Annotated in this window: 21 protein-coding genes; 10 read left to right on the forward strand and 11 right to left on the reverse strand. The window is 73.1% G+C overall.

Annotated elements, in window-relative coordinates; genetic code table 11:
• Positions 1–8: 8 nt before the first annotated feature.
• The 5 genes from AB0K02_RS31660 to AB0K02_RS31680 all read right to left on the reverse strand — a co-directional run bounded on the left by AB0K02_RS31660 (position 9) and on the right by AB0K02_RS31680 (position 4,531).
• Positions 9–1,052, reverse strand: coding sequence for a methyltransferase (locus AB0K02_RS31660; RefSeq protein WP_365996058.1), 1,044 nt, complete (start codon positions 1,050–1,052; stop codon positions 9–11).
• Positions 1,049–1,480, reverse strand: a complete 432-nt coding sequence (locus AB0K02_RS31665) for a cupin domain-containing protein (protein ID WP_365996059.1) — start codon at positions 1,478–1,480, stop codon at positions 1,049–1,051. The genes AB0K02_RS31660 and AB0K02_RS31665 overlap by 4 nt, the downstream gene beginning before the upstream one ends.
• Before the next feature lie 249 nt (positions 1,481–1,729).
• Positions 1,730–3,136, reverse strand: coding sequence for a lipase maturation factor family protein (locus AB0K02_RS31670; RefSeq protein WP_365996060.1), 1,407 nt, complete (start codon positions 3,134–3,136; stop codon positions 1,730–1,732).
• A 34-nt stretch (positions 3,137–3,170) separates the two neighbouring features.
• Positions 3,171–3,713: a DUF1990 domain-containing protein gene (locus AB0K02_RS31675; RefSeq protein WP_365996061.1), complete on the reverse strand. Its 543-nt coding sequence runs from the start codon at positions 3,711–3,713 to the stop codon at positions 3,171–3,173.
• On the reverse strand, positions 3,710–4,531 hold the full coding sequence (locus AB0K02_RS31680; protein ID WP_365996062.1) for a YndJ family protein: 822 nt from the start codon (positions 4,529–4,531) through the stop codon (positions 3,710–3,712). The genes AB0K02_RS31675 and AB0K02_RS31680 overlap by 4 nt, the downstream gene beginning before the upstream one ends.
• Positions 4,532–4,674: 143 nt before the next feature.
• Between AB0K02_RS31680 and AB0K02_RS31685 the strand changes: the two genes are divergently transcribed.
• The 4 genes from AB0K02_RS31685 to AB0K02_RS31700 all read left to right on the forward strand — a co-directional run bounded on the left by AB0K02_RS31685 (position 4,675) and on the right by AB0K02_RS31700 (position 10,468).
• Entirely contained in the window at positions 4,675–5,904 is a 1,230-nt protein-coding gene (locus AB0K02_RS31685; RefSeq protein ID WP_365996076.1) for a DUF6777 domain-containing protein, read from the forward strand.
• A gap of 55 nt (positions 5,905–5,959) precedes the next feature.
• Positions 5,960–8,032 carry a SpoIIE family protein phosphatase gene (locus tag AB0K02_RS31690; RefSeq protein ID WP_365996063.1) on the forward strand — a complete coding sequence of 691 codons (2,073 nt, stop codon included), beginning with the start codon at positions 5,960–5,962 and terminating at the stop codon, positions 8,030–8,032.
• A gap of 103 nt (positions 8,033–8,135) precedes the next feature.
• On the forward strand, positions 8,136–9,515 hold the full coding sequence (locus tag AB0K02_RS31695) for a wax ester/triacylglycerol synthase family O-acyltransferase (protein ID WP_365996064.1): 1,380 nt from the start codon (positions 8,136–8,138) through the stop codon (positions 9,513–9,515).
• A 92-nt stretch (positions 9,516–9,607) separates the two neighbouring features.
• Positions 9,608–10,468 (forward strand): DNA-formamidopyrimidine glycosylase family protein, encoded by an 861-nt coding sequence (locus tag AB0K02_RS31700; protein WP_365996065.1) that lies wholly within the window; start codon positions 9,608–9,610, stop codon positions 10,466–10,468.
• Between the two features lie 86 nt (positions 10,469–10,554).
• Here AB0K02_RS31700 and AB0K02_RS31705 read toward each other — a convergent pair whose 3' ends face one another.
• On the reverse strand, positions 10,555–11,226 hold the full coding sequence (locus AB0K02_RS31705) for a zf-HC2 domain-containing protein (RefSeq protein ID WP_365996066.1): 672 nt from the start codon (positions 11,224–11,226) through the stop codon (positions 10,555–10,557).
• 159 nt (positions 11,227–11,385) lie between these two features.
• Here AB0K02_RS31705 and AB0K02_RS31710 point away from each other — a divergent pair, with 159 nt between their 5' ends.
• The 5 genes from AB0K02_RS31710 (at position 11,386) to AB0K02_RS31730 (ending at position 16,184) form a co-directional block, all read left to right on the forward strand.
• A complete protein-coding gene (locus AB0K02_RS31710) occupies positions 11,386–12,213 on the forward strand; it encodes a LytTR family DNA-binding domain-containing protein (protein WP_365996067.1) in 828 nt (275 codons plus the stop codon).
• A 148-nt stretch (positions 12,214–12,361) separates the two neighbouring features.
• Positions 12,362–12,631, forward strand: a complete 270-nt coding sequence (locus AB0K02_RS31715) for a hypothetical protein (protein ID WP_365996068.1) — start codon at positions 12,362–12,364, stop codon at positions 12,629–12,631.
• Between the two features lie 210 nt (positions 12,632–12,841).
• On the forward strand, positions 12,842–13,222 hold the full coding sequence (locus tag AB0K02_RS31720; protein WP_365996069.1) for a hypothetical protein: 381 nt from the start codon (positions 12,842–12,844) through the stop codon (positions 13,220–13,222).
• A gap of 2 nt (positions 13,223–13,224) precedes the next feature.
• Positions 13,225–14,958: a cation acetate symporter gene (locus AB0K02_RS31725; protein WP_365996070.1), complete on the forward strand. Its 1,734-nt coding sequence runs from the start codon at positions 13,225–13,227 to the stop codon at positions 14,956–14,958.
• Complete coding sequence (locus AB0K02_RS31730) at positions 14,955–16,184, forward strand: histidine kinase (protein ID WP_365996071.1); 1,230 nt, start codon at positions 14,955–14,957, stop codon at positions 16,182–16,184. Before AB0K02_RS31725 ends, AB0K02_RS31730 begins: the two co-directional genes overlap by 4 nt.
• 24 nt (positions 16,185–16,208) lie before the next feature.
• Here AB0K02_RS31730 and AB0K02_RS31735 read toward each other — a convergent pair whose 3' ends face one another.
• From AB0K02_RS31735 to AB0K02_RS31745, 3 genes are all read right to left on the reverse strand, one after another.
• A complete protein-coding gene (locus AB0K02_RS31735) occupies positions 16,209–16,673 on the reverse strand; it encodes a hypothetical protein (protein ID WP_365996077.1) in 465 nt (154 codons plus the stop codon).
• Between the two features lie 136 nt (positions 16,674–16,809).
• Entirely contained in the window at positions 16,810–17,427 is a 618-nt protein-coding gene (locus AB0K02_RS31740) for a sigma-70 family RNA polymerase sigma factor (protein ID WP_365996072.1), read from the reverse strand.
• 491 nt (positions 17,428–17,918) lie between these two features.
• Positions 17,919–18,461: a universal stress protein gene (locus AB0K02_RS31745; protein ID WP_365996073.1), complete on the reverse strand. Its 543-nt coding sequence runs from the start codon at positions 18,459–18,461 to the stop codon at positions 17,919–17,921.
• Between the two features lie 69 nt (positions 18,462–18,530).
• Here AB0K02_RS31745 and AB0K02_RS31750 point away from each other — a divergent pair, with 69 nt between their 5' ends.
• On the forward strand, positions 18,531–19,385 hold the full coding sequence (locus tag AB0K02_RS31750; protein WP_365996074.1) for a polysaccharide deacetylase family protein: 855 nt from the start codon (positions 18,531–18,533) through the stop codon (positions 19,383–19,385).
• 67 nt (positions 19,386–19,452) lie between these two features.
• Here AB0K02_RS31750 and AB0K02_RS31755 read toward each other — a convergent pair whose 3' ends face one another.
• Positions 19,453–20,103, reverse strand: coding sequence for a class F sortase (locus AB0K02_RS31755; protein ID WP_365996078.1), 651 nt, complete (start codon positions 20,101–20,103; stop codon positions 19,453–19,455).
• A gap of 303 nt (positions 20,104–20,406) precedes the next feature.
• Positions 20,407–21,597 (reverse strand): hypothetical protein, encoded by a 1,191-nt coding sequence (locus AB0K02_RS31760; RefSeq protein ID WP_365996075.1) that lies wholly within the window; start codon positions 21,595–21,597, stop codon positions 20,407–20,409.
• Positions 21,598–21,687 lie beyond the last annotated feature (90 nt).

Consider the following 21,687-nt stretch of genomic DNA (forward strand, 5'->3'; position numbering starts at 1 on the left):
CGATACTCCTACTTCGTTGCGACGACGAGCCCGGAGAGCAGCGAGATGTTCCTGGTCTCCACCGAGCCGAAGCCCGCCTCCTTGACCCAGCCGACGATGTCCTCGTCGTCCCGGACCTCGCCCTCCTCCGTGTTGACGAGAAGGATCAGACCGAACATGTACGGGAACAGGCCCGTGGCGAGCGAGGGCATGTGGGCGTGCACCAGCAGCCGGCCGCCCTCGGGCAGGTGCTCGTGGATGCGCTTGATCAGGTGCAGGGCGCGCTCCGGCCCGTACCCGTCGAGCACGTGGGAGAGCAGGACGACGGAGGTCTCCGGCCACGGGTCGGACATGATGTCGGCCGGGTGAGGAGTCACCTGGCCGCCCACACCCGCCTCCTCGACGTTGGCCCGGACCAGGTCGCAGACGGCCGGATAGTCGAGCGACGTCACCTTGAGGCCCGGGTTGTGGCGGGCCAGCGCGATGGAGTAGTCGCCGGAGCCGCAGCCCAGGTCGACGATGTGCTCGACTCCGTCGAGCGGAGCCGCCTGGGCCAGCTTGTCGGCCTGCAGGCGCGAGCTGACCCGCATGGCCTGGATGAGCCGCGCAGTGCCCTCGCGGCCCTCGCCGGCCGCCGCGCCCTGGTCGCGGTAACCCTTCTTCAGCACGCGCTGGTTGAGGGAGGCGTTCTCCCGCACCGCGTCCCCGAGCTTGTCGAAGTGCGCGAAGTGCTTGTTCTGGTGCTCGGCGAAGCCGCCCATGTACTCGGGGCGGCCGGCCACCAGATAGCGCGAGGCCTCGGCGGTGTTCCGGTACGTGTCGCCCTCGCGACGCACCAGGTCGAGCCCGGTGAGCGCGACGAGCAGCGCACGGGTGGGGCGCACCTCGAGGCCCAGCTTGCCCGCGAGCTCGCCGATCGCCAGCGGCTCCTCCAGGCTCTCGAAGATGCCCAGGTCGAGAGCGGTGAAGACGGCCTTCGACTGAAGATAGGCGGTCAGGATGCCGTGGACGCGGGAGGAGTCCTCGGAGCTACCGGGCACCGGCGTCACGGGAGCGGATGCGGTGGTGGTCACTTGGCCTCCTGGGCGCTCGCGTACTCGGGGAGCTGCGTGTACTCGTACGGGTCGTCGGAGAGGAAGAAGTTCCGTACGGGCGGCCGCTCGCACGGCGCCACGACCAGGAACCGGCAGGTCTGGTCCGGGCCGGTGACGAAGCCGTGCGGCTCGTTGCGGGGAATGAACACGGCGTCGCCCGGGCCGACCTGCTCGGTCTTGCCCTCGTCGGGCTTCACGAGGCCCATGGAGCCCTCGATGATGTAGATCTCGTGTTCCCACTCGTGGTAATGCGGCGGAGTGGAGCCGTTGGGCGCGAGCTCGAATTCCGTCAGGACGAATCGGTCCGCACCGTCGGGCGTGTCGATGAGCTTGCGGTGCAGGGCTTCTTTTGCCCCCGGTTCCCTCACGACTTCCGCTTTCACGTCAGTCCTGTGAACCTTCTTCATCCGAATTCCTTTCGCCATCCGAACTCGTGATCTCGTGCGACGAGATGAAACTAGACGGGGCGCCAGGGGATTTCGATGGGCAGCGCTCACCGGTCGGATGTGGCATCCGCCCGCTGCGGTGAAGGGACGATCGCCCGCAGACCCGGGACGTGTGCCCACAAGCGCCGTGGGCATGAGCGGGACCCGTCAGGGCAGGGGGCGGGGCGCAGAAGCCGCCCCCTCACCGCGGCTCGGTGGCTGCGCCGGGAGTCAGCGCAGCCGGGTCGGGGCCAGGAAGTCCCGTACGGGTGTCCGGTGCCACCAGGCCCCCGTACGCCGCCACTCCTGCCAGGTCGTGAACCGGTAGTGGTACAGCCGCGCGCGCACCTGCACCGGCGGCGCGTCGGGGAAGGGATTGTGCGCGAGCAGCCGCAGCGTGTCCCGGTCACCGTCCAGCAGGCGCTCCACGAAGGGCAGGAACCAGGAGCGGGCGTAGGCGGGGGAGAGCGCGGCGAACCACATCAGCCAGTCGAGCCGCAGGTGGTACGGCGCGAACTGGCGCGGCAGCCTGCGGACATCGCCCGGTTTGCCCTTGAAGCCGTACTCGCGCCACACCGTGCCCTCGTGGGCCACGCGCTCGTCCGTTCCCTCCACCACGATCTCGTAGCGGACCCGGCCCACGGTCCCGAACGCCCCGTAGGAATTGACCAGATGGAGGGGGTCGTAGGAACGGTTCATCGCCTGGTGCCGCGAGAAGAAGTTGCGCACGGGCCGGTGGCTCAGGGCCAGCAGACCCGCGGACACGGTCAGCACCAGGACCGCGTACCACAGCGGGGCGTCCGGCAGCTCGGGGCCGTCGGCGATGAGCGAGCCGTCGACGGCGGGCAGGGCGAGCACGATCGTCAGCCAGTTCAGCCAGGCGAAGTTGCCCGAGAGCACCAGCCACAGCTGGGTCACCACGATCAGGCCCGCGGCGACGCTCGCCACCGGTTGGGGGGTGAACAGCAGGACGGGCACCAGCAGCTGCACCACATGGTTGGCGCCCGCCTCGACGCGGTGCGCCGGCTTCGGCAGATGGTGGAAGAACCAGCTCAGCGGGCCGGGCATCGGCTGGGTCTCATGGTGGTAGTACAGGCACGTCAGCTCGCGCCAGCACAGGTCGCCGCGGAGTTTGATGAGCCCCGCGCCGAACTCGACCCGGAACAGCACCCAGCGCAGCAGCCAGAGCACGACCACCGGGGGCGCGGTGCGCTCGTTGCCGAGCCAGACCGCGAGGAACCCGGTCTCCAGCAGCAGGGACTCCCAGCCGAAGCCGTACCAGGTCTGGCCGACGTTGACGATGGACAGATACAGCGCCCACAGCACCGCCCACCACGCCATCGCGGCGGCGAGCGGGACGTCGTCGGCCGCGCCGGCGACCAGCGCGGCCGACAGCAGGACGCCGCTCCAGGCGACGAGGGCGAAGAAGCGGTCCGAGTAGTGCAGCCGGAACAGGGTCGGCGCCTCGCGGGCGGGCACCCTGCGCAGGAACGCCGGCACCGGCAGCATGCCCCGCTCGCCGATCAGCGCACGGAACTGCAGCGCCGCGGAGAGGAAGGCCACCAGGTACACGGCGGCGAGAGCCCGCTGGAAAACCAGCCGGCTCAGCCAGTAGGCATCGTCGCCGAACCACTCCATCCCTCCCAGTATCGGGCAGCTCCCGCCCGGGTCATCAGCCGGACGGGCGCCCGGCCGCGGCGGCGATGCCGCGCAGGGTGTGCCCGAGCCGCCGCGCGTAGAGCCGTTGGGCCACGGGCACGAGCGGCCCGGCGAGCCGGGTGTACCAGGCGGCGGGCCGGCTGAAGGCGAGGACCGTGAACCACACCGAGCCGTCGTCGTGCAGATCGACGGTGAACGCCTCCTCGCCGCACTCCGGGTGACCGCTCAGCGTTCCGTACGCGAAACCCGTCCGGTCCTTCTCGTACACCGCCCAGACGACCTCGCACGGCGCGGTCAGCCGCAGCGGTCCGGCACCGAGCGCGACCTCGACGCCCACTCCGGCCTCGGCCCGGTCCGCGGTGGCGCGCACCCGGGCCCCCGACCCTCGGTGCATGCCCCACCCGGTCACAGCGGCTCCGGCCGCCTCGAAGGCCGCGCGGCCGTGTCCGACGCGGGCGGTGTGGTGCAGGTGGTGGTAGCCCTCCGGCAGCGGGCCCTGCCGGGTGGCGCCGGTCTCGGGGTAGGTGAGCGAGCCTCGGGCGTCCGGGCGGTTCATGCGGCAGTCTCCTTCAGTCGTCTCCAGGCGAGCATCGAGCAGAGGGCGAAGCCCACGGCGTTCCCGAGGCCGTGGGTGGCGGCCATCCAGGTCAGGTTCGGGTGGGGCAGGTCCGCCGCTTCGCCTACGGCCCAGCTCAGCGCGAGCAGCATCGTCGCCACCAGCACGGCCGCCGAGACACCGAGCAGCGCCCGCGTGCCGCGGTCCCGCTCGCCGGCCCGGACGTCGCGCCAGGTCAGCAGTGCCACGGCCCACATACCGGCCGTCAGGACCAGTGCCCCGGCCAGTTCGGCCCAGTCGCCCGTGAAGTAACCGCCGAGGACCAGCAGCGTGCCGGCCGGCACGCTGAGGGCCGCGAACCGGGCGGGCCCGGTCCCGTCGGCGGTTTGGCACACCAGGCCCGCCACCAGCGCCGCCGCGAAGCCCGCGAAGTGGAAATGAGGGACGGTGAGCGCCAGGATCGGCAGCGAGAAGCCGAAGAGCTCGTGCCCCGCCCGCTCGGCGACCAGCGCGACGCCGGCGACAGAGGGCGTCACCAGCGCGGTGAGCACGGCGAACTCCGCCGGGGCGAGCGACCGCGTGCGCAGCAGCCGCCTCGGGGCCTGGGCGGCCAGCACCAGCGTGCCCACGGCGTAGACGGCGGCGAGCGCGACGGCGGCAGTGCCCCGGGGCAGCCACAGGGCGGCCGATCCCGCCGTCGCGAACAGCGGCCATGTCCGCCGAACGGGCGCGAGCCGGACCGGGTCGATCAGACGCAGTCCCGCGGGCACCACGAAGAGCATCCCCAGCATCACGATCAGGTTGACCAGCGCGGACATCAGGTCCCACCCCCGGGCTTGAACATGTTCAATTCCTTGGGATGGAGCCTAGAGGCTGAACTGAACGTGTTCAAGTCGCGCTCCGTCTGTCGATCCGTCAGAAATTGAGGGACATCTCGAGTTGCGGAAGGCGGGAGATCTTGGTGCGCTCACCGATGCGTCCTCTGTGCGCGGCGCTCGCCGTGCTGTGCGTGGGGCCCCTGGCTGCCGGATGCGGCAGCGAGAGCCGGGCGGCGGATCCGGAGGAGGTGCTCCTCCAGCCGGTCGCGGCCAAGGGCCCCGAACCCTTCACGGCGTCGACCGCCCTCCCCACCCCCGCATTCGCACCGCCGCCCGTCACCGCGGCACCCAGGAGCCCGTCCGGCGGGGGGACGACCCTGCGCACCCTGTCCGGCTCGACGCCCGGGCTGTACGGCGGCAGCCACCAGATCGCGAGCTGCGACGTCGAGGCCCAGGTCCGCCTCCTCGCCACCGACCAGGACAAGGCCCGCGCGTTCGCGGAGGGCACCGGGGTCGACCGGGCGGACATCCCCCAGTTCCTGCGCGGCCTCACCTCCGTCGTGCTGCGCTCCGACACCCGCATCACCGGCCACTCCTTCCGCGACGGCAAGGCTGTCGGCTACCAGGCCGTCCTCCAGACCGGCACCGCGGTGCTCGTGGACCAGTACGGCGCCCCCCGGGTGCGCTGCGCCGGCGGCAATCCGCTCAAGCCGCCGGTCGCGGTCAAGCGCGCGGTCGTGACCAAGGGCGACGCGTGGCCGGGCTACCGTGCCGACCGGGCCGTCGTGATCAAGCCGGCCGTGCAGGTCGTCAACAACCTGCTGGTCGTCAGCACCGCCGACGGCACCTGGATCGAACGGCCCGCCGGTACCGACGGGGAGGAGGACGCCCGGCCCGAAGTCCTGCCGCCCGTCGACCCCGACGAGGTGTTCACGGACCTGAGGCGTTCCGAAGGCTCCGGCGACGTGGGGCCCGCCGGGCCCGACGGCACGCCCTCGTCCCAGGCTCCGTCGCCCGTCGCCCCGGCTCCGGACGTCCCGGCCCCCGTCGCCCCGGCTCCGGACGTCCCCGCCCCCGTCGCCCCGACACCCGACGTCCCGGCTCCCGACGTTCCGGCTCCGGACGTCCCGGCTCCCCAGGACGCGGTGCCCGCGCCGCAGCCGCCCGCCGAACCGTGGGGTCCGGCCGACGAGTCCTTCGGTGACCCGCCTCAGAATCCGCAGGACCAGTTCGAGCCCCTGCCGGCCGACCCGCCGGCCCCGGACGCGGAACCGCAGGCGCCGGGCGGGCCGGACCCCGTCCCGCCTCAGGAGAACGCCGTCCCGTCCTCCGTGGACGGCGTGGCACCCGCGCCGGACCCCTACCAGGGCTGAGGGAGCCCTGCCTGATCCGCTCGTGGAATGCGCCGAATGATGGCAGAGTGGCTCCATGGCTGAGCGGGCAGCGGGTGCCCTGTCGCTCCCCGACGACTGGCCGGCGCACGCGGACGTGAGCCTGACGCTCAATCGCATGGGCTGCTTCGACTGGGACCTCACCACCGGTCTGATGCACGTGGACGAGCCCGGCCTCGACGTGTTCGATCTGCACCCGGACGAGTACGACGGCCACCCGGCGACCCTGACCGCCCGGGTGCCGGCGGACGAGGCCGTCCGCCTGGACAGCATGGTGGCGCAGGCGCTCAAGCGCGGGAGCGACCACTACGGCGCGTACTTCCGCATCCGCTGCCGCGACGGCACCCTGCGCTGGACGCACACCCAGGCGTGCGTGCGCCGCGACGAGAACGGTCGTCCGGTCCGCATCATCGGCATCGTGCGGGACGCCACCCAGGAGCTCGCCGACTCCAGCGCACGTGTCGAGGTCGACGAGGAGCGCCGCCGCCAGACCAGCGTCGTCGAGACCACGACGGCCGCGCTCGCCCACGCCCGCACCGTCCAGGACGTCATCGAGCTGCTGAAGAACTCGCACGGCCTCGAACACCTCGGCGCGACCAGCCTGGTGATGGGCCTGCTCGAATCCGGGCGGATCCGCCTCGTCGCCGAGGGGCCGGAGGGCTCCTTCGTCCCGGGCACCCGCTACACCCGCGTCGACGACCAGTACCCGATGAGCGAGGTGGTGCGCACGCTCGCCCCCCGGTTCATCGAGTCCAAGGAGGACTTCGCCCGGTCCTACCCGCGGCTGTGGCACGCGATCGGCGACCTCGACATCTCCGCCGCCGCCTATCTGCCGCTCATCGCCCAGGCCCGGCCCATCGGGGCACTCGGCCTGCTGTACCGGGACAAGATCGGCTTCACGCCGGAGGAACGCAATCTGCTGGTCGCCCTCGGCAGCAGCATCGCCCAGAGCCTCCAGCGCGCCGTCCTGTACGAGCAGGAGCACGACCTCGCCGAAGGGCTGCAGCAGGCGATGCTGCCCCGCCGTATCCCGGAAGTGCCCGGTGCCCAGATCGCCGTGCGCTACCGCTCCGCCCGCCTCGGCCAGGACATCGGCGGCGACTGGTACGACATCATCGCGCTGCCCGGTGGCCGGGTCGGCGCCGTCATCGGCGACGTGCAGGGCCACGACACGCACGCCGCCGCCGTCATGGGCCAGCTGCGCATCGTCCTGCGGGCGTACGCGGCCGAGGGCCACACCCCCGCCACGGTGATGGCCAGGTCGTCCGTCTTCCTCCACGAGCTCGACACCGACCGGTTCGCGACGTGTTTCTATGCCGAGGTGGACCTGTCCACCGGGGTGGTGCAGATGGTGCGTGCCGGCCATGTCGATCCGCTGATCAGGGACCAGGACGGCAGCTGCCGCAGGCTGCCGGTGCCGGGCGGGCTGCCGCTCGGCCTCTCCGCCGAGTTCGGCCGGCTCGCCTACACGGTCAGCACCGTCGAACTGGACCCCGGGCAGACACTGCTGCTCTACACGGACGGACTGGTCGAACAGCCGGGCGCCGACCTCGACGACGGCATGCACCTGCTGGCCTCCCTGGTGCACAGTGGGCCGAGCGATCTCCAACTCCTCGCCGACCGGCTCTGCGAGGTCGTCGACGAGCGCGCCGGTGACGACGACGTGGCCATCCTGCTGCTGCGCCGTAAGAGGGCCTACGCGTCCCAGACGTTCGGCCGCCTCCAGCAGCACGTCGGACAGAACGACCCGGAGGCGCTGCGGTCGTCGCGGCACATGGTCCGAGCCGCCGTACGGGCCTGGGGTGCGCACGAGAGGGCGGACGAGGTCGAGCTCGCCGCCGACGAGTTGATCACCAACGCGCTGATGCACACGGACGGCGGGGCCGTCGTCACCGTGCGGGTGCTGTCGGGTGTCGAACGGCGGCTGAGGGTGGAGGTCGAGGACCGCTCCAGCGCGCTGCCGCGCAGACGGGACGCGGGGGAGACGGGAGTGTCGGGACGGGGCCTGATGCTGGTCGACCGGCTCTCCGAATCGTGGGGTGTGGAGTCGCGCGGCAGTGGCAAGTGCGTGTGGTGCGAGTTCCTCATCCCGGACCGGCCGCGGATCTGATCGTCGGCGACTGTTAACTGTGCGTGAACCGGTCATACTTGACCGTAACCGTCCGGAAGATGTTGACTGCGAACTCCCGGCCTCCCGGAGACATGAGGACCACGTGAGCTCTGAGCTTCTCGCACCGCTGGACCTGGCGTTCTGGCATCTGGAATCCGCCGCTCATCCCATGCACCTCGGCGCACTCGCCCTCTTCGGCCCCCCGCCCGGTGGCGCCGCCGACGGCCTCATCGACCTGCTCGCGGACCGTGCCGCCGCCATTCCCCGGCTGAGAATGCGGGTCCGCGACGTCCTGCTCCCCGTCGGCGGGGCCGCCTGGAGCGCCGCCAAGGACTTCGACGTGCGACGCCATGTCCGGGAGGTGTGCCTGACCGGCGACGACTTCACCGCCGAGGTCACCACGGCGGCCGGCGAACTGATGGAGCGTCCGCTCGAACGCGGACTGCCGCCATGGGAGATGTACCTGCTGCGCGACCCCCGCGGCGAACGCTTCGCCGTGCTCGTCAAGCTCCACCACGCCCTCGCCGACGGCATGCGCGCCGTTGCCATCGGGGCGGGCATCTTCGACGAGATCGCGGACGCCCGCCGTACCGGTATCCGCCGCACGCGGCCCGTGCCCCCGCGCTCCTGGCTCGCCGGGCCCCGCGTCCTCGCCGACCTCGCCCAGAACCGTATCGAGGAGCTGGGCCGCGCGGTCGGTGTCGGCGCCTCCGTCGTACGGGCCAGCCGGCTCGACCCGCGCGGACTGCCCTCCCTGACCGCCGCCCCGAGCGGCACACGACGGCTCGGCACCGCGGTGCTGCCGCTGGACGACGTGCAGCAGGTGCGCCGGGTCGCGGGCGGCACCGCCAACGACGTGCTGCTCGCCGTCGTCGCCGGCGCGCTCCGGCGCTGGATGCGCGAGCGCGGCGAACGGCTGCCCGACGACGGCCCCCGCGCCCTGGTGCCGGTCTCGCGCCGCCGCCCCGGCAGTCCCTCCGGCTCCGGCAACAAACTGTCCGCCTACCTGCTCCAGTTGCCCGTCGCCGAGCCGGACCCGCTGGCGCGCCTCGCCTCCGTCCGCGAGGCCATGGACCGCAACAAGGCGGCGGGCCCGGCGCGCGGCGCCGGAGCGGTCGCGTTGCTCGCCGACCAACTGCCGCCGCTGGCCCACCGGTTCGGCGCTCCGATCGCGGGCGGTGCCGCGCGGATGCTCTTCGACCTCCTCGTCACCAGCGTGCCGCTGCCCCGCTCGGCCCTGTCCCTCGGCGGCTGCCCCCTGCGCGAGATCTACCCCATGGCGCCGCTCGCCCGGGGGCAGTCGCTGGCGGTGGCCATGTCGACGTACGGCGGCCAGGTGCACATCGGGCTCGTCGCCGACGGCAAGGCGCTGCCGGACCTCGACCGTCTGGCGCACGCGGCGCGGGAGGAGCTGGACGCTCTGCTGAGCCTCGTCGGCGGCGGCCGAACCCCAGCGGGAATGGTCCGACAGCCGGATCGGTGACCGGCCCTGCTGCGGGATCTCCCGGGTGGGACAGCGTGCGGGGACGGGCCGCACTTGGTGCGGCGGGCCGTCCCGTGCGGCAGGGTGGAGACATGCCCGAACTGCCCGAGGTCGAAGCACTCCGAGAGTTCCTCGACGGCCACCTCGTCGGCCGCCGGGTCGCCCGTGTCACGCCGGTGGCCGTCAGCGTGCTCAAGACGTACGACCCGCCGCTGACCGCTGTCGAGGGGGCCGACGTCACCGCCGTCGCCCGGCACGGCAAATGGCTCGACATCACCGTCGGCGGCCTCCATCTCGTCATCCATCTCGCCCGCGCCGGCTGGCTCCAGTGGAAGGACGAGCTCCCCACGGTGCCGCCCCGGCCGGGCAAGGGACCGCTCGCCCTGCGCACGGCCCTGACGGACGGTGGCGGCTTCGACCTCACGGAGGCGGGCACCACCAAGCGGCTCGCCGTGCACCTCGTAGGCGACCTTGCCGATGTGCCCGGCGTGTCCAGGCTCGGCCCCGACCCGCTCGCCGACTCCTTCGACCGCGCCGCCTTCGCCGCCGTGCTCGCCGGGGAGCGCCGCCAGGTCAAGGGAGTGCTGCGCGACCAGAGCCTGATCGCCGGCATCGGCAACGCCTACAGCGACGAGATCCTGCACGCGGCGAGGATGTCGCCCTTCAAACCCGTCCACAACCTGGACGAGCACGAGACCGACGTGCTCTACGAGGCGCTGCGCAGCACGCTCGCCGAGGCAGTCGAACGCTCGCGGGGCGTGGCGGCGGGACGGCTCAAGTCGGAGAAGAAGAGCGGGCTGCGGGTCCACGGACGCACGGGGGAGCCGTGTCCGGTCTGCGGCGACACCATCCGCGAGGTGTCGTTCAGCGACTCGTCCCTGCAGTACTGCCCCACGTGCCAGACGGGCGGGAAGCCGCTCGCCGACCGGAGACTCTCGCGCCTGCTGAAGTGACGGCGCCTCCCGTTCCCCTTCCCTTCCCGCCCGGCGTTTTTCTGGAGCGGCGCGATGCCCGACCGTCCCCCGCGTACGTCCCCGGCTCAGCCGCCGATCGACAACAGCCGCTCGCCCCGGTCGCCGCGCACCTCCCAGCGGCCGATCTCCGCGGTGTGCAGGCCGGTGGTCCCCTCGATGTCCAGAGGCCCCGCGTAGCCGGGGCCGTCGGCGACGCCGTACCCGCCGGCCGGCACCCACCAGCTCAGCACCGGATGCTCGACCCCGTCCTTGCCGATCGCAACGAGCCGGCATGTGCGCGGTCCCGGCAGGCCCGCCAACCGCATCGCCACCGACGTCCCCCACGTCCGGTCCTCCAGTGCCACCGATGCCCGCACGCCCGTCACCGGATCGGCCGCCACGACCCGCTGCGGTGCGGGCTGCTCGCCGCCGTCCTGCGCCATGACCACGGCGACGGGCAGGCCGACGGCCAGCACGGCCGCCGCGGCCGCCAGCCGCAGCCGCCTCCGGCGGGCGCGCCGCCGTTCCAGCGCGACGTGCTGCGTGAGCCGGTCCAGCAGGCGGGGCGAAGGGCGGACGTCGGCACGGGCGGGACCCGCGAGTTCGGCCACGGCCCGCGCGACGGCGGTGAAGTCCGAGAGCCGGACCGCACACATGACGCACTCGGCCAGATGCTCCTCGAAACGGAACGCGTCGGCGGGTTCCAGGACGCCCAGCGCGTAGGCGGCCACATCCTCGTGCGGCTGCTGGCGGCTCATCGGGGGTCCTCGATTCCTCGTGTTACGGGCGGTCACCCTGGTATACGCAGCGGGAAGTCGCTCTGCTCAACCCGGCGGCCAGGCGCCGGACGCGATCGCAAAGAGGCAGGGAGACCGGGGCGTGGTCCTCGCATCCAGGCCGGGCCTAGACTCCGCAGCATGCTGCGCGTACTGGCTGTCGACGACGAGAGACCGGCGCTCGAGGAACTGCTCTACCTCCTGCGGGCCGACTCCCGGATCCGCAGTGCCGAAGGGGCCACCGACGCCACCGAGGCGCTCCGGCGCATCGGGCGGGCCCTCGAAGCGGGTCCCGACAGTGAGGACGCCATCGACGTCGTCTTCCTCGACATCCACATGGCCGGGCTCACCGGGCTCGACGTCGCGAGGCTGCTCGCCGGGTTCGCCAGACCGCCGCTCATCGTGTTCGTCACGGCGCACGAGGGCTTCGCCGTGCAGGCCTTCGACCTCAAGGCCGTCGACTACGTCCTCAAGCCGGTGCGCAGGGAACGGCTGGCGGAGGCGGTCCGCAGGGTCGGGGACCTGATCGTCCCGCAGCGCGACACACAGCGCCCGCAGCCCGTGCCGACCGCGCTGCCCACGGTGGTGCCCGGGCCCGGCCCCGAGCAGATACCCGTCGAACTGGGCGGCGTGACCCGTTTCGTTCCGGTCGACGACATCACCTATGTCGAGGCCCAGGGCGACTACGCCCGGCTCCACACCGCCGAGGGGAGCCACCTGGTCCGCATCCCGCTGTCCACGCTGGAGGAGCGCTGGGCCTCGCGCGGCTTCGTGCGCATCCACCGGAGCCACCTCGTCGCGCTCGGCCGCATCGACGAACTCCGCCTCGACGCCGGGGCGACGACGGTGCGGGTGGGCACCGCCGAGCTGGCCGTGAGCCGCCGCCACGCGCGTCAGCTGCGCGACCTGCTGATGCTCCCGCGCGGTTCCAAGGGCTCGGGCGGGCCGGCTCCCGGCTCCCGGGGCTGACCGTTCGACGACCGCGAGGAGCCGTTCGTCGCAGGTAGCGGGCCGTCCGGCGACGGACCTGCCCCGCTGGGCGAGGCACCCTCCGCCGGCCTCCCTCGCCGCCCGCCGCGGACCTAACCTTGATCGCGCCGGGAGAAGAAGGGGCCTGATGTCCGACATCGAAGCACTGCTGGACGAGTTGAACGGACTGCCCTCGGCGCCTCCCTCGGACCCGGCCGATCTGGAGGCGCTGCTCGCCGCCGCCCGCAGTGCGGCCGGCCGGTGGGCGGACGTGCTGGAGGGCATCCGCGAGGCGTCCAGGGGCCTCGCGGGTCCCCGTACCGAAGCGGCGCTGGAGGTGGCGTTCCGCCGGGCGGAGGAGTCGTACGTGGAACTGGAGATCGCCCTCAGCGCCTGCGCGGGGCCCCGCCCGCACTGACCGCATCCGCCCCGGTCGGCGGATGCGGCGGGAACGGAGGCTCCCGGAGGCGGCTCCCCGTCGCGCCGGGCCGTGCACCGTCGGCCGCCCGGCGGGACGGCCCGAGGGCAGGCCCCCCGTCACGCCCGGCTGCCCCTACCCACCGTGATCGCCGCTGCGTAGACTCCCCATCCACCCGCCTTCGCCGACAGACGCTGGAGCGGACGGACGATGTCAGCAGAGCAGCCCCCGCGCCGCGAGGTGGTCACCGGGGTGCCGCGGGCCACGCGGCGGCCCCCGGGCCACGCGCCCGCACGGTTCGAGATCAGCGAGCAGACCACGCTCGGCACCACGTACGTGCGCTCCTTGATGCGCAGCCAGCTGCGGGCCGCGCTCGGCGCGCTCGGCGCCCTCGTGCTCCTCGTCGGTACGCTGCCGCTCCTGTTCGCCCTGCCCGCCGTGCTCGGCGGGTCCCCGGGCTCCCCGGCCCCCTTCGTCTGGGCCGTCCTCGGCTTCGGCGTCTATCCCGTGATGTGGCTGACCGCCCGCCGGTACGTGCGCCGGGCCGAGCGCAACGAGCGCGACTTCACCAGGCTCGTCGAAGGCCGTTGACCGTGAACCAGACCTACGCGGTGGCCGCCGTCACCGTCGTGGTGCTCGCCACCGTCCTCATCGGCGCGCTCGGCCTGCGCATATCCCGCACCACCTCCGACTTCTACGTCGCCTCACGCACGGTCAAGCCGGGCCTGAACGCGGCCGCCATCAGCGGCGAGTACCTCTCCGCGGCCTCCTTCCTCGGGATAGCCGGCCTGGTCCTGCTCCAGGGACCGGACATGCTCTGGTACCCGGTCGGGTACACCGCCGGCTATCTCGTCCTGCTCGTGCTCGTCGCCGCCCCGCTGCGCCGCTCCGGCGCGTACACGCTCTCCGACTTCGCCGAGGCCCGCCTGGAGTCCGCCGCCGTCCGCAGGCTGGCGTCCCTGTTCGTCGTCGGCATCGGCTGGCTGTACCTGCTGCCCCAGCTGCAGGGGGCCGGGCTGACCCTGGAGATCCTGACCGGCGCGCCGGACTGGCTCGGCTCCCTGGTCGTCGCCGTCGTCGTCACCGGAGCCGTCGCGGCCGGGGGCATGCGCAGCATCACCTTCGTGCAGGCCTTCCAGTACTGGCTCAAGCTGACCGCCCTGCTGGTGCCCGCCCTGTTCCTCGTCGCGGCCTGGGCGGGCGACGACGCGCCGCGCGCCCGCTTCGACGCACCCGCGGTGCTCCGCGCGGACACCGACGTCAGGATCGGCGACACCGTCCGCGTCGACCTCGACGGACCGCTCACCCTCACCGTCACCGGCGAGGTCGACGAGATCCGCCACCACGGCGAGAAGGTCACCCTCGCCGAGGGCACCCACCGCATCGAGGCGGGCACCGTGCTGCGCCTGCCGGAAGGCGCGGAGGTGCCCGAGCGGACCGGTTCCGGGACCGACCCGGTCAGCTGGTCCCAGCCCCTGTCCGGCGGACGGGACGGCTACCAGCTGTACGCGACGTACGGACTCATCCTCGCCACGTTCCTCGGCACCATGGGCCTGCCGCACGTCGCCGTCCGCTTCTACACCAGTCCCAACGGCCGGGCCGCGCGCCGCACCACCCTCGTCGTGCTCGGCCTGATCGGCGCCTTCTACCTGCTGCCGCCCGTCTACGGTGCACTCGGCCGCGTCTACGCGCCCGAACTGGCCCTGACCGGCGCCGCCGACGCCGCCGTGCTCGTCCTGCCCGAGCGGGTGATCGGCGGGCTCGCGGGAGACCTGCTCGGCGCGCTGCTGGCCGGCGGCGCGTTCGCCGCCTTCCTGTCCACGGCGTCCGGGCTCACGATGTCGGTGGCCGGGGTCATCAACCAGGACGTCCTGCCCTCACGCGGCGTTCGGCACTTCCGGCTCGCGACCCTGCTCGCCATGGCCGTGCCGCTGGGCCTGTCCGTGGTGACCAGCAACGTGCCGGTGGCCGACGCGGTGGGACTCGCGTTCGCCGTCGCCGCGTCGTCCTTCTGCCCGCTGCTCGTCCTCGGCATCTGGTGGCGCGGGCTCACCCCGCCCGGCGCGGCAGCGGGCCTGGTCCTCGGCGGCGGCTCTGCCCTCACGGCGGTCATGGCCACACGGGCCGGCCTCGCACCGGACGGCTGGCCGCACACGCTGATGGCCTGGCCCGCGCTGTGGTCCGTACCGCTCGGCTTCCTGACGATGGTGGCCGTCTCGCTGGCCACCCCACGCCACATCCCCGCCGGCGCACCCGCGATCCTCGCCCGGCTGCATCTGCCGGAGGACCTCGCGGGCCGGCCCCAGCCCGAAGGAGCGGAGCGATGACCGGGACGGAAGCGGCCGCGTTGGCCGCGGCGGGCGCCGTGCTGCTCGCCGTCGGTGTGGTGCTCGGTCTCGCCCTCGGCAGGGCCGCCGCCCGGCGCGGCGTGCGGCCGGACCTCGACCTCGGCACGCCCGTGGAGCACGCCACGTTCCACACCCTGCACACCGCGTCCCTCGCCGCCCCGCCGCTGCGCGCGGGGCTGACCGAGGACACGGCGCGCAAGGCGGCCAGGCGGCTGCGTTCCCTGCTCGGCACCGAGGCGCTGTGCCTGACCGACCGCGAACGCGTCCTCGCCTGGGACGGGCCGGGCGACGACCACCACGAGCGGCAGGTGATGGTGAGGGTGGCCCAGGTCCTGGACTCGGGCCGCAGCCAGAGCGTGCACTCCGAGTGCGAGGACCTGGAGTGCCCGCTGCGCTGGGTGGTCATCGCGCCGCTGACCGGGGAGGAAGGGGTGCTCGGAGCCCTGGTGGCCTACGGCTCGCGGGAGTCGGCGGTGCTGGTGCGGGCGACGACCGAGGTCGCCCGCTGGGTCTCCGTCCAGCTGGAACTCGCCGAGCTCGACCGCTCTCGCACCCGGCTGATCGAGGCGGAGATCCGCGCTCTGCGCGCCCAGATCTCCCCGCACTTCATCTTCAACTCGCTCGCCGCCATCGCCTCGTTCGTCCGGACCGACCCGGAACGTGCCCGCGATCTGTTGCTGGAGTTCGCCGACTTCACCCGCTACTCCTTCCGCCGGCACGGGGAGTTCACCCACCTCGCGGACGAGCTGCGCTGCATCGAGCAGTACCTCGCGCTCGCGGGCGCCCGCTTCGGCGACCGGCTGAAGGTGACGTTGCAGGTGGCCCCCGAGGTGCTGCCGGTGACCCTGCCGTTCCTGTGCCTGCAGCCCCTGGTCGAGAACGCCGTCAAGCACGGCCTCGAGGACTCCCGGCACGAGTGCCGCATCATGATCGCGGCGCAGGACGCGGGCTCGGAGGCGACCGTGACGATCGAGGACGACGGGGTGGGCATGGACCCCGATGTCCTGCGCGCGATCCTCGCGGGGGAGCGGTCCCCCTCCTCGGGCATCGGGCTGCTGAACGTCGACGAGCGGCTGCGCCAGGTGTACGGCGACGACTACGGGCTCGTCATCGAGACTGCCGCCGGAGCCGGCATGAAGATCACGATCCGGATCCCCAAGTACCGTGCGGGTGTGCACTCCTCGGCGGGACGGCGCGTCGACTGAGGCCGCCCGGCCCTGGCGCGGGCCTCACCACAGGTGGATCGCCAGATGCCCGAGCGGCAGTCCCAGCTGCCACGCCGGCATCCACACCTTGCTCGCCTCGTCCACGCCGGCCGCGAGCGGGAGCGCCGGATGCCAGGGCTCCAGGTCCCCGAGGTCGGCCGCGAGCAGCTCGGTGGTGCGCAACCAGTCCCAGGCGGCGGTCGCGAGCGCCAGATCGGGGTCCGGGGCGCCGTCGCGTTGCCGGGCCGCCCGGGTGGAGAGCCGCTCCTCGACCCACTCCTGCCAGGGGTATCCGTACGAGGTCAGCGACAGCCACTCGTCGATCGTGGTCGCCGGGAGCACCGCCTCCGGTGCTCCCGGGCCGTCGCACAGGTGGATCGTCAGCGCCAGGGCCCCGCGCCCAGCCCGGTATTCGAGTGAGCGGTACTCGACGAGCGCGCCGGCCCGCAGCATCTCCTCGGCCGTGTACTCGGCACACAGCCACGCCATGGGGACCGCCAGCCCCGGTCCCCCGGCGCCGTTCGCACTCTCGCGCTGCACGCCTCCCACCCACCTTCCTGTCGACCGCGTCCGGGACTCGATGACGAGCCTCCACCGTCCAAGACGGCCAAGGGCCCCTGTTTGCTCAACTCCGGCGTGACGTTCCGCATAGGGACACGTCGTGGTCGTGGTCCGTGTGCACGGAGTGCGGCACCGGGGTCTGCGGGGCGGACGTGACGGTGCGCCGGCTGTAGCCCGGCAGGGACCGGGCGAGGGCGCGCAGCGCGTAGTACGAGCGCGACTTGACGGTCCCCGGCGGGATGCCGAGCGCCTCTGCGGCCTCGTTCACGCTCAGCCCGCCGAAGTAGATCTGCACGAGCACCGCGCGGTGCTCGGGGCTCAGGGCGCCGATCGCGGCCCGGACGTCGAGGGCCAGGGCGGTGCTCTCGGTCGGGTCGGTCGGGTCAGGGGTGGTGGCGAGGACGCCGTCGCCGATCTCCGTGGGGCGCGAGAGCCGGGAGCGGCGTGCGTCGATGGCGAGGCGCCGGCCGACGGTGAAGAGCCAGGGCCGCATCGACTCGTAGGGGCCCTCGAACGCCTCCGGGTGCTGCCACGCGCGCACCAGCGTCTCCTGCAGCAGGTCCTCGGCGCGCTGCTGGTCCCCGTAGGTGAGGCCGAGCAGGAAGCTCATGAGGGCGGGGCCGTGGTCACGCTGCAGCTCCGCCATGGCCCGCTCGTCGGTCGTCGCGGTCGCCGTTGCCATCGCCAAACACCCTTTCACCCGTCGGTCGCTGCCACGTGCCGTATACGAACGCATCCGGGCGCACATCGACAGACGCCGCGCAACGGTCGTCGCCGAACGGTCGCACCGAGCGGCGAGTGGTGCGCCGAACGGTCGGCCGGACAGGTACGGCCGTTGCGCGGTCATCCGCCGGCTGTTCGTCGCCGTGGTGGGGACCCACCGGCCGACTCCACCCGCCGCGTGCCGACAGCACGGCCCGCCGCTTCAGCCCCGTCGCCGCCGGTGACGTCCTCCCCGCAGGACTGATGTCGCTGCCCGCGAGGCCGAAAGGGCGCGGGGTGTCCCGCGGTGGACGGAGACCGTCGACGGCGCGTCGTCAACGGGGCGCTGAGGACGGATCCCGTACGCGCCGACCCCCGCACGCCCTCGCGGACGTCAGCGCCACCGTGCCCGGCACGGCGCGCGGCACGAGGGACTCGTCAAGGAGGCCGCTGAGGGCCCGGGCACCGGCCCTACGGGACGACGGTCACCGGCCACCGGCCCGCTTTCACCAGCCGCACCGCCACCGAGCCGATGATCCGGTGCCCCGCCGACTCCGAGGCCCCCACCACCACGGCGTCCGCCTTGAGGTCGCCGGCCGCGGTGACCAGCCCCGTGTACGGGTCACCGCGGAAGGTGTGGAACTCCCAGCGGACGTCCCAGATACCGCGCACCCGCTCGGCCGCCGCCCGGATCTCGGCGACGAGGCCCTCGGCGATCTCCCCGGTCGTGTCCGCCACCGGCACACCGAGCGCCGCGCCCGCGGGCATGACCGGCTGGACGTAGACGATGGCCGGCAGCGCACGCTGCCGCCGCGCGAGACCGCTCGCGTAGGCCGCGGCCCGCAGCGACGACTCCGATCCGTCCAGGCCGACGAGGATCACCTTCGGCCCGTCCGTACCGCGTTCGACCGGTGCGCTGGATACTCCGTCACGCCACCGAGGCCAGTACCCGTGCCGGACGGCCGCCGACACGCCCAGGACCCTGCCGAGCGCCCGGCCAGGTACTGCTCTCATCGGGTCAATCCGGCCCGCAATCCGGTGTCGATCAGTTGCCCGCGGCATCAGCCGTGCGAGCCATGAGCCATGGACAAGGATCAGCTGCTCCGTGGACGCCGCTCGGTTCTCCGCCTCGCCGCCTGCCTCGGCGGTGCCGCCGTCGTCGGCGGGTTGTTCGCCGGCGAGCCCAACCCGTCCGGACGCACCGCACCCGGGCCCGCCGCCGCTCCGCCCGGCCGTGCCGCGGGTCCGCGGCCCGCGGCATGGCCGCCGCGGGCCTCGTCCTACCGTCTCCAGCCGATGACCGCGTATCCCCCCGTGAGCCTGCGCCCCGCGGTCCCGCCGGTGCGCAGGAGGCCCTTCCGCAAGGTGCGTGCGACGGACCGCACGATGGTGCTCACCTTCGACGACGGACCGGACCAGCGCTACACCCCCGGCATCCTGGCGGCCCTGCGCGAGCACGGCGTGCAGGCGATGTTCTTCGTCTGCGGGGAGATGGCGACGCACCACGGGGACCTGCTGCGGGAGATGGCCGACGACGGTCATGTGATCGGCAACCACACCTGGTCGCACCCGCTCGTGCCCGCCCTGGCGCCGTCCCGGATCCGTGAGGAGCTGGGCCGGACGAGCGACGTCGTCGCGAAGGCGGTGGGCGCCGCACCGCTCTGGTACCGGGCGCCCTACGGAGCGTGGAACCGCCACTCCTTCGAGATCGGCGCCGAGCTCGGCATGGAACCGCTCGCCTGGACCCTGGACACCCTGGACTGGACGACACCCGGCACCCGCACCATCGTCCGGCGGGTGCTGGAAGGCGCGGCCCCGGGTGTCGTCGTGCTCTCCCACGACGCGGGCGGCAACCGCTCCCAGAGCGTCGCGGCCCTGCGCAAGTACCTGCCGAAGCTGCTGGAGGAGGGCTACCGCATCACCGTCCCGCGCCGCTGAGCGGGACGGTGACCGGCCGAGCCCCGACCGCCGGCCACGGGGGCCGTGGCCGGCAAGGGCCGGCGGGTCAGCGGACCTTGACCATGCGGGCGAAGACGACGACGTTGCCGTCGTAGCCGTACGCCTTGGAGTAGCCGCCCCCGCAGGTGATGACCCGCAGCTCGGGCGAACCGGTGTCGCCGTAGACGCGGACGCCGGGGAAGTCGTTCTTCGAGAACACCTCCACGCCGTACACCTCGAAGACGGCCGTCCTGCCGTCCAGCCGCGGCACCTCGACCAGCGCCCCCGGCTTCACCGAGCCGAGACCGTAGAACACCGCCGGGCCCGCCTGGTTGTCGACGTGCCCGACGATCACGGCGGTGCCGCGCTGGCCGGGGGCCACGCCGTTCTGGAACCAGCCCGCCAGGTTGGGGTCCTGCGCGGGCGGTGCGGCGATCCACCCCTTCTCGTCCAGGCCCACGTCCATGATCGGCGCGTCCACCTTGAGCGAGGAGACGCGCACCCGGGCAGGGGGCGAGTACGGCAGCGGTTCGAGCGGCACGGGCAGGAACGTCTCGCCCGCGTGCTTGCCGAGCGAGGCGGCGGCCGCCGGCTGCGGGGGCCCGATCCCCACGTCGACGCCGTTCCTCATCAACGCGATCCCACTGAGCATGACGAGGGCCAGCACCCCCCAGGGCGAGCGTCGTCTCCGCTCGGAGCCGTAGGTGTCCTGGCCCATGGTTCTCCCCTTTGTGCGCATGCGGTCACGCTAAGTGCGGCCGGCGGACGCTGCGAGAAGGGAAGGGCGAACGGGTGGCGGCGGCCACTCGGGGTGACCCATCCGAGTAATGGGCGGATAAACAGCCTGACGGTCTGTGACCTGCGGCTCCGTCAGGTGGCGGGTCGCCCGCACGGCGTGTCGCTCACCGGGCTGGACCAAGGCCGAAATGCGACGAACGTCCGTGGCGATGAGGGTTCGTCATGGGAGGCGTCCTCGTCGAATATCCCGGAGCGCCGCTCCGGAGCGTCTTCCGCTGGAGGTTCAACCATGCGTGCTACACGCGCTCTCGCGGCGACCGCGTCCGCTTTCGCGGCCGTCGGGCTCTGCGCTCCGCTGGCCGCCGCCGGCGGTGGCGACGGCCCGAGGAACGTCCGAGTCAGCCCGTCTTCGGTCTTCCCCGGAGGCACCCTGACGATCAGCGTCGACGGCTGCCACCGCGGTGGCGTCGTCAGCTCTAACGCCTTCCCCGACGCGGTGCTCTCCCGAAACGACGGTGGGGGCCGTGGTGGCTTCGGTGGTGACGGTGGGGGGCGTGGTGGCTTCGGTGGTGACGGTGGGGGGCGTGGTGGCTTCGGTGGTGACGGTGGGGGGCGTGGTGGCTTCGGCGGTGACGGCGGCGGCCGTGGCGGCGACGGTGGCAACTTCGGTGGTGACGGCGGCGGTCGTGGCGGCTTCGGTGGTGACGGCGGCGGCCGTGGCGATGACGGCGGGGGTCGTGGTGGCGACGGTGGGGGCCGTGGTGGCAACGGCGACTTCGGTGGCAACGGTGGCAACCGTGGTGGCAACGGCGACTTCGGTGGCAACGGTGGCAACCGTGGTGACAACGGCGACTTCGGTGGCAACGGTGGCAACCGTGGCGACGAGGGTGGCAACGGTGGCAACCGTGGCGACGAAGGTGGCAACGGTGGCGATGGTGGCAACCGTGGCGACGAGGGCGGTGACGGTGGCAACCGTGGTGACAACGGCGACTTCGGTGGTGACGGCGGCAACCGTGGCGACGAGGGCGGCGACCGTGGTAGCCGTGGCGGCAACACCGACGACCGCGGCGGCGACACCGACAACCGCGGTGGAATCACCGACAACCGCGGTGGCGACACCGACAACCGCGGTGGGGACACCGGCGGCCGCGGCGGTGACGGTGGCGGCTTCGGTGGCGACGGTGGCACGGCCACGGCCACGGCCCGCGTCCGCAACAACGCCGCCCCTGGCGAATACCACCTCACGGTGCGGTGCAACGACAGTTCGCGGACTGCCGGCGCCTCGTTCAGGGTGATCCGCGCACGCGGTGCGGCGGGCGGTATCGGCGGGTCGATCGGGCCCACCGGCACCGAGATGGCGGTCGGCGCCGGCCTGGTCACCACGGCGGTCGTCGGCGGCAGCGTTTTCATCGTCCGCCGTCGCCGTACGGTCAGCGGTCAGGCCTGATCGGCCGAACCTCCCGGTCGGACCCAACCGCCCGTCGCCCCCACGCGCCGGGCCGGCAGCGGGGGGCGCGGCCGGGGGGGCCGCCCGCAACCGGGGGGGCCCCGCCCCCCCCGAACG

This window comes from Streptomyces sp. NPDC049597 (assembly GCF_040675505.1).
Classification (GTDB): domain Bacteria; phylum Actinomycetota; class Actinomycetes; order Streptomycetales; family Streptomycetaceae; genus Streptomyces.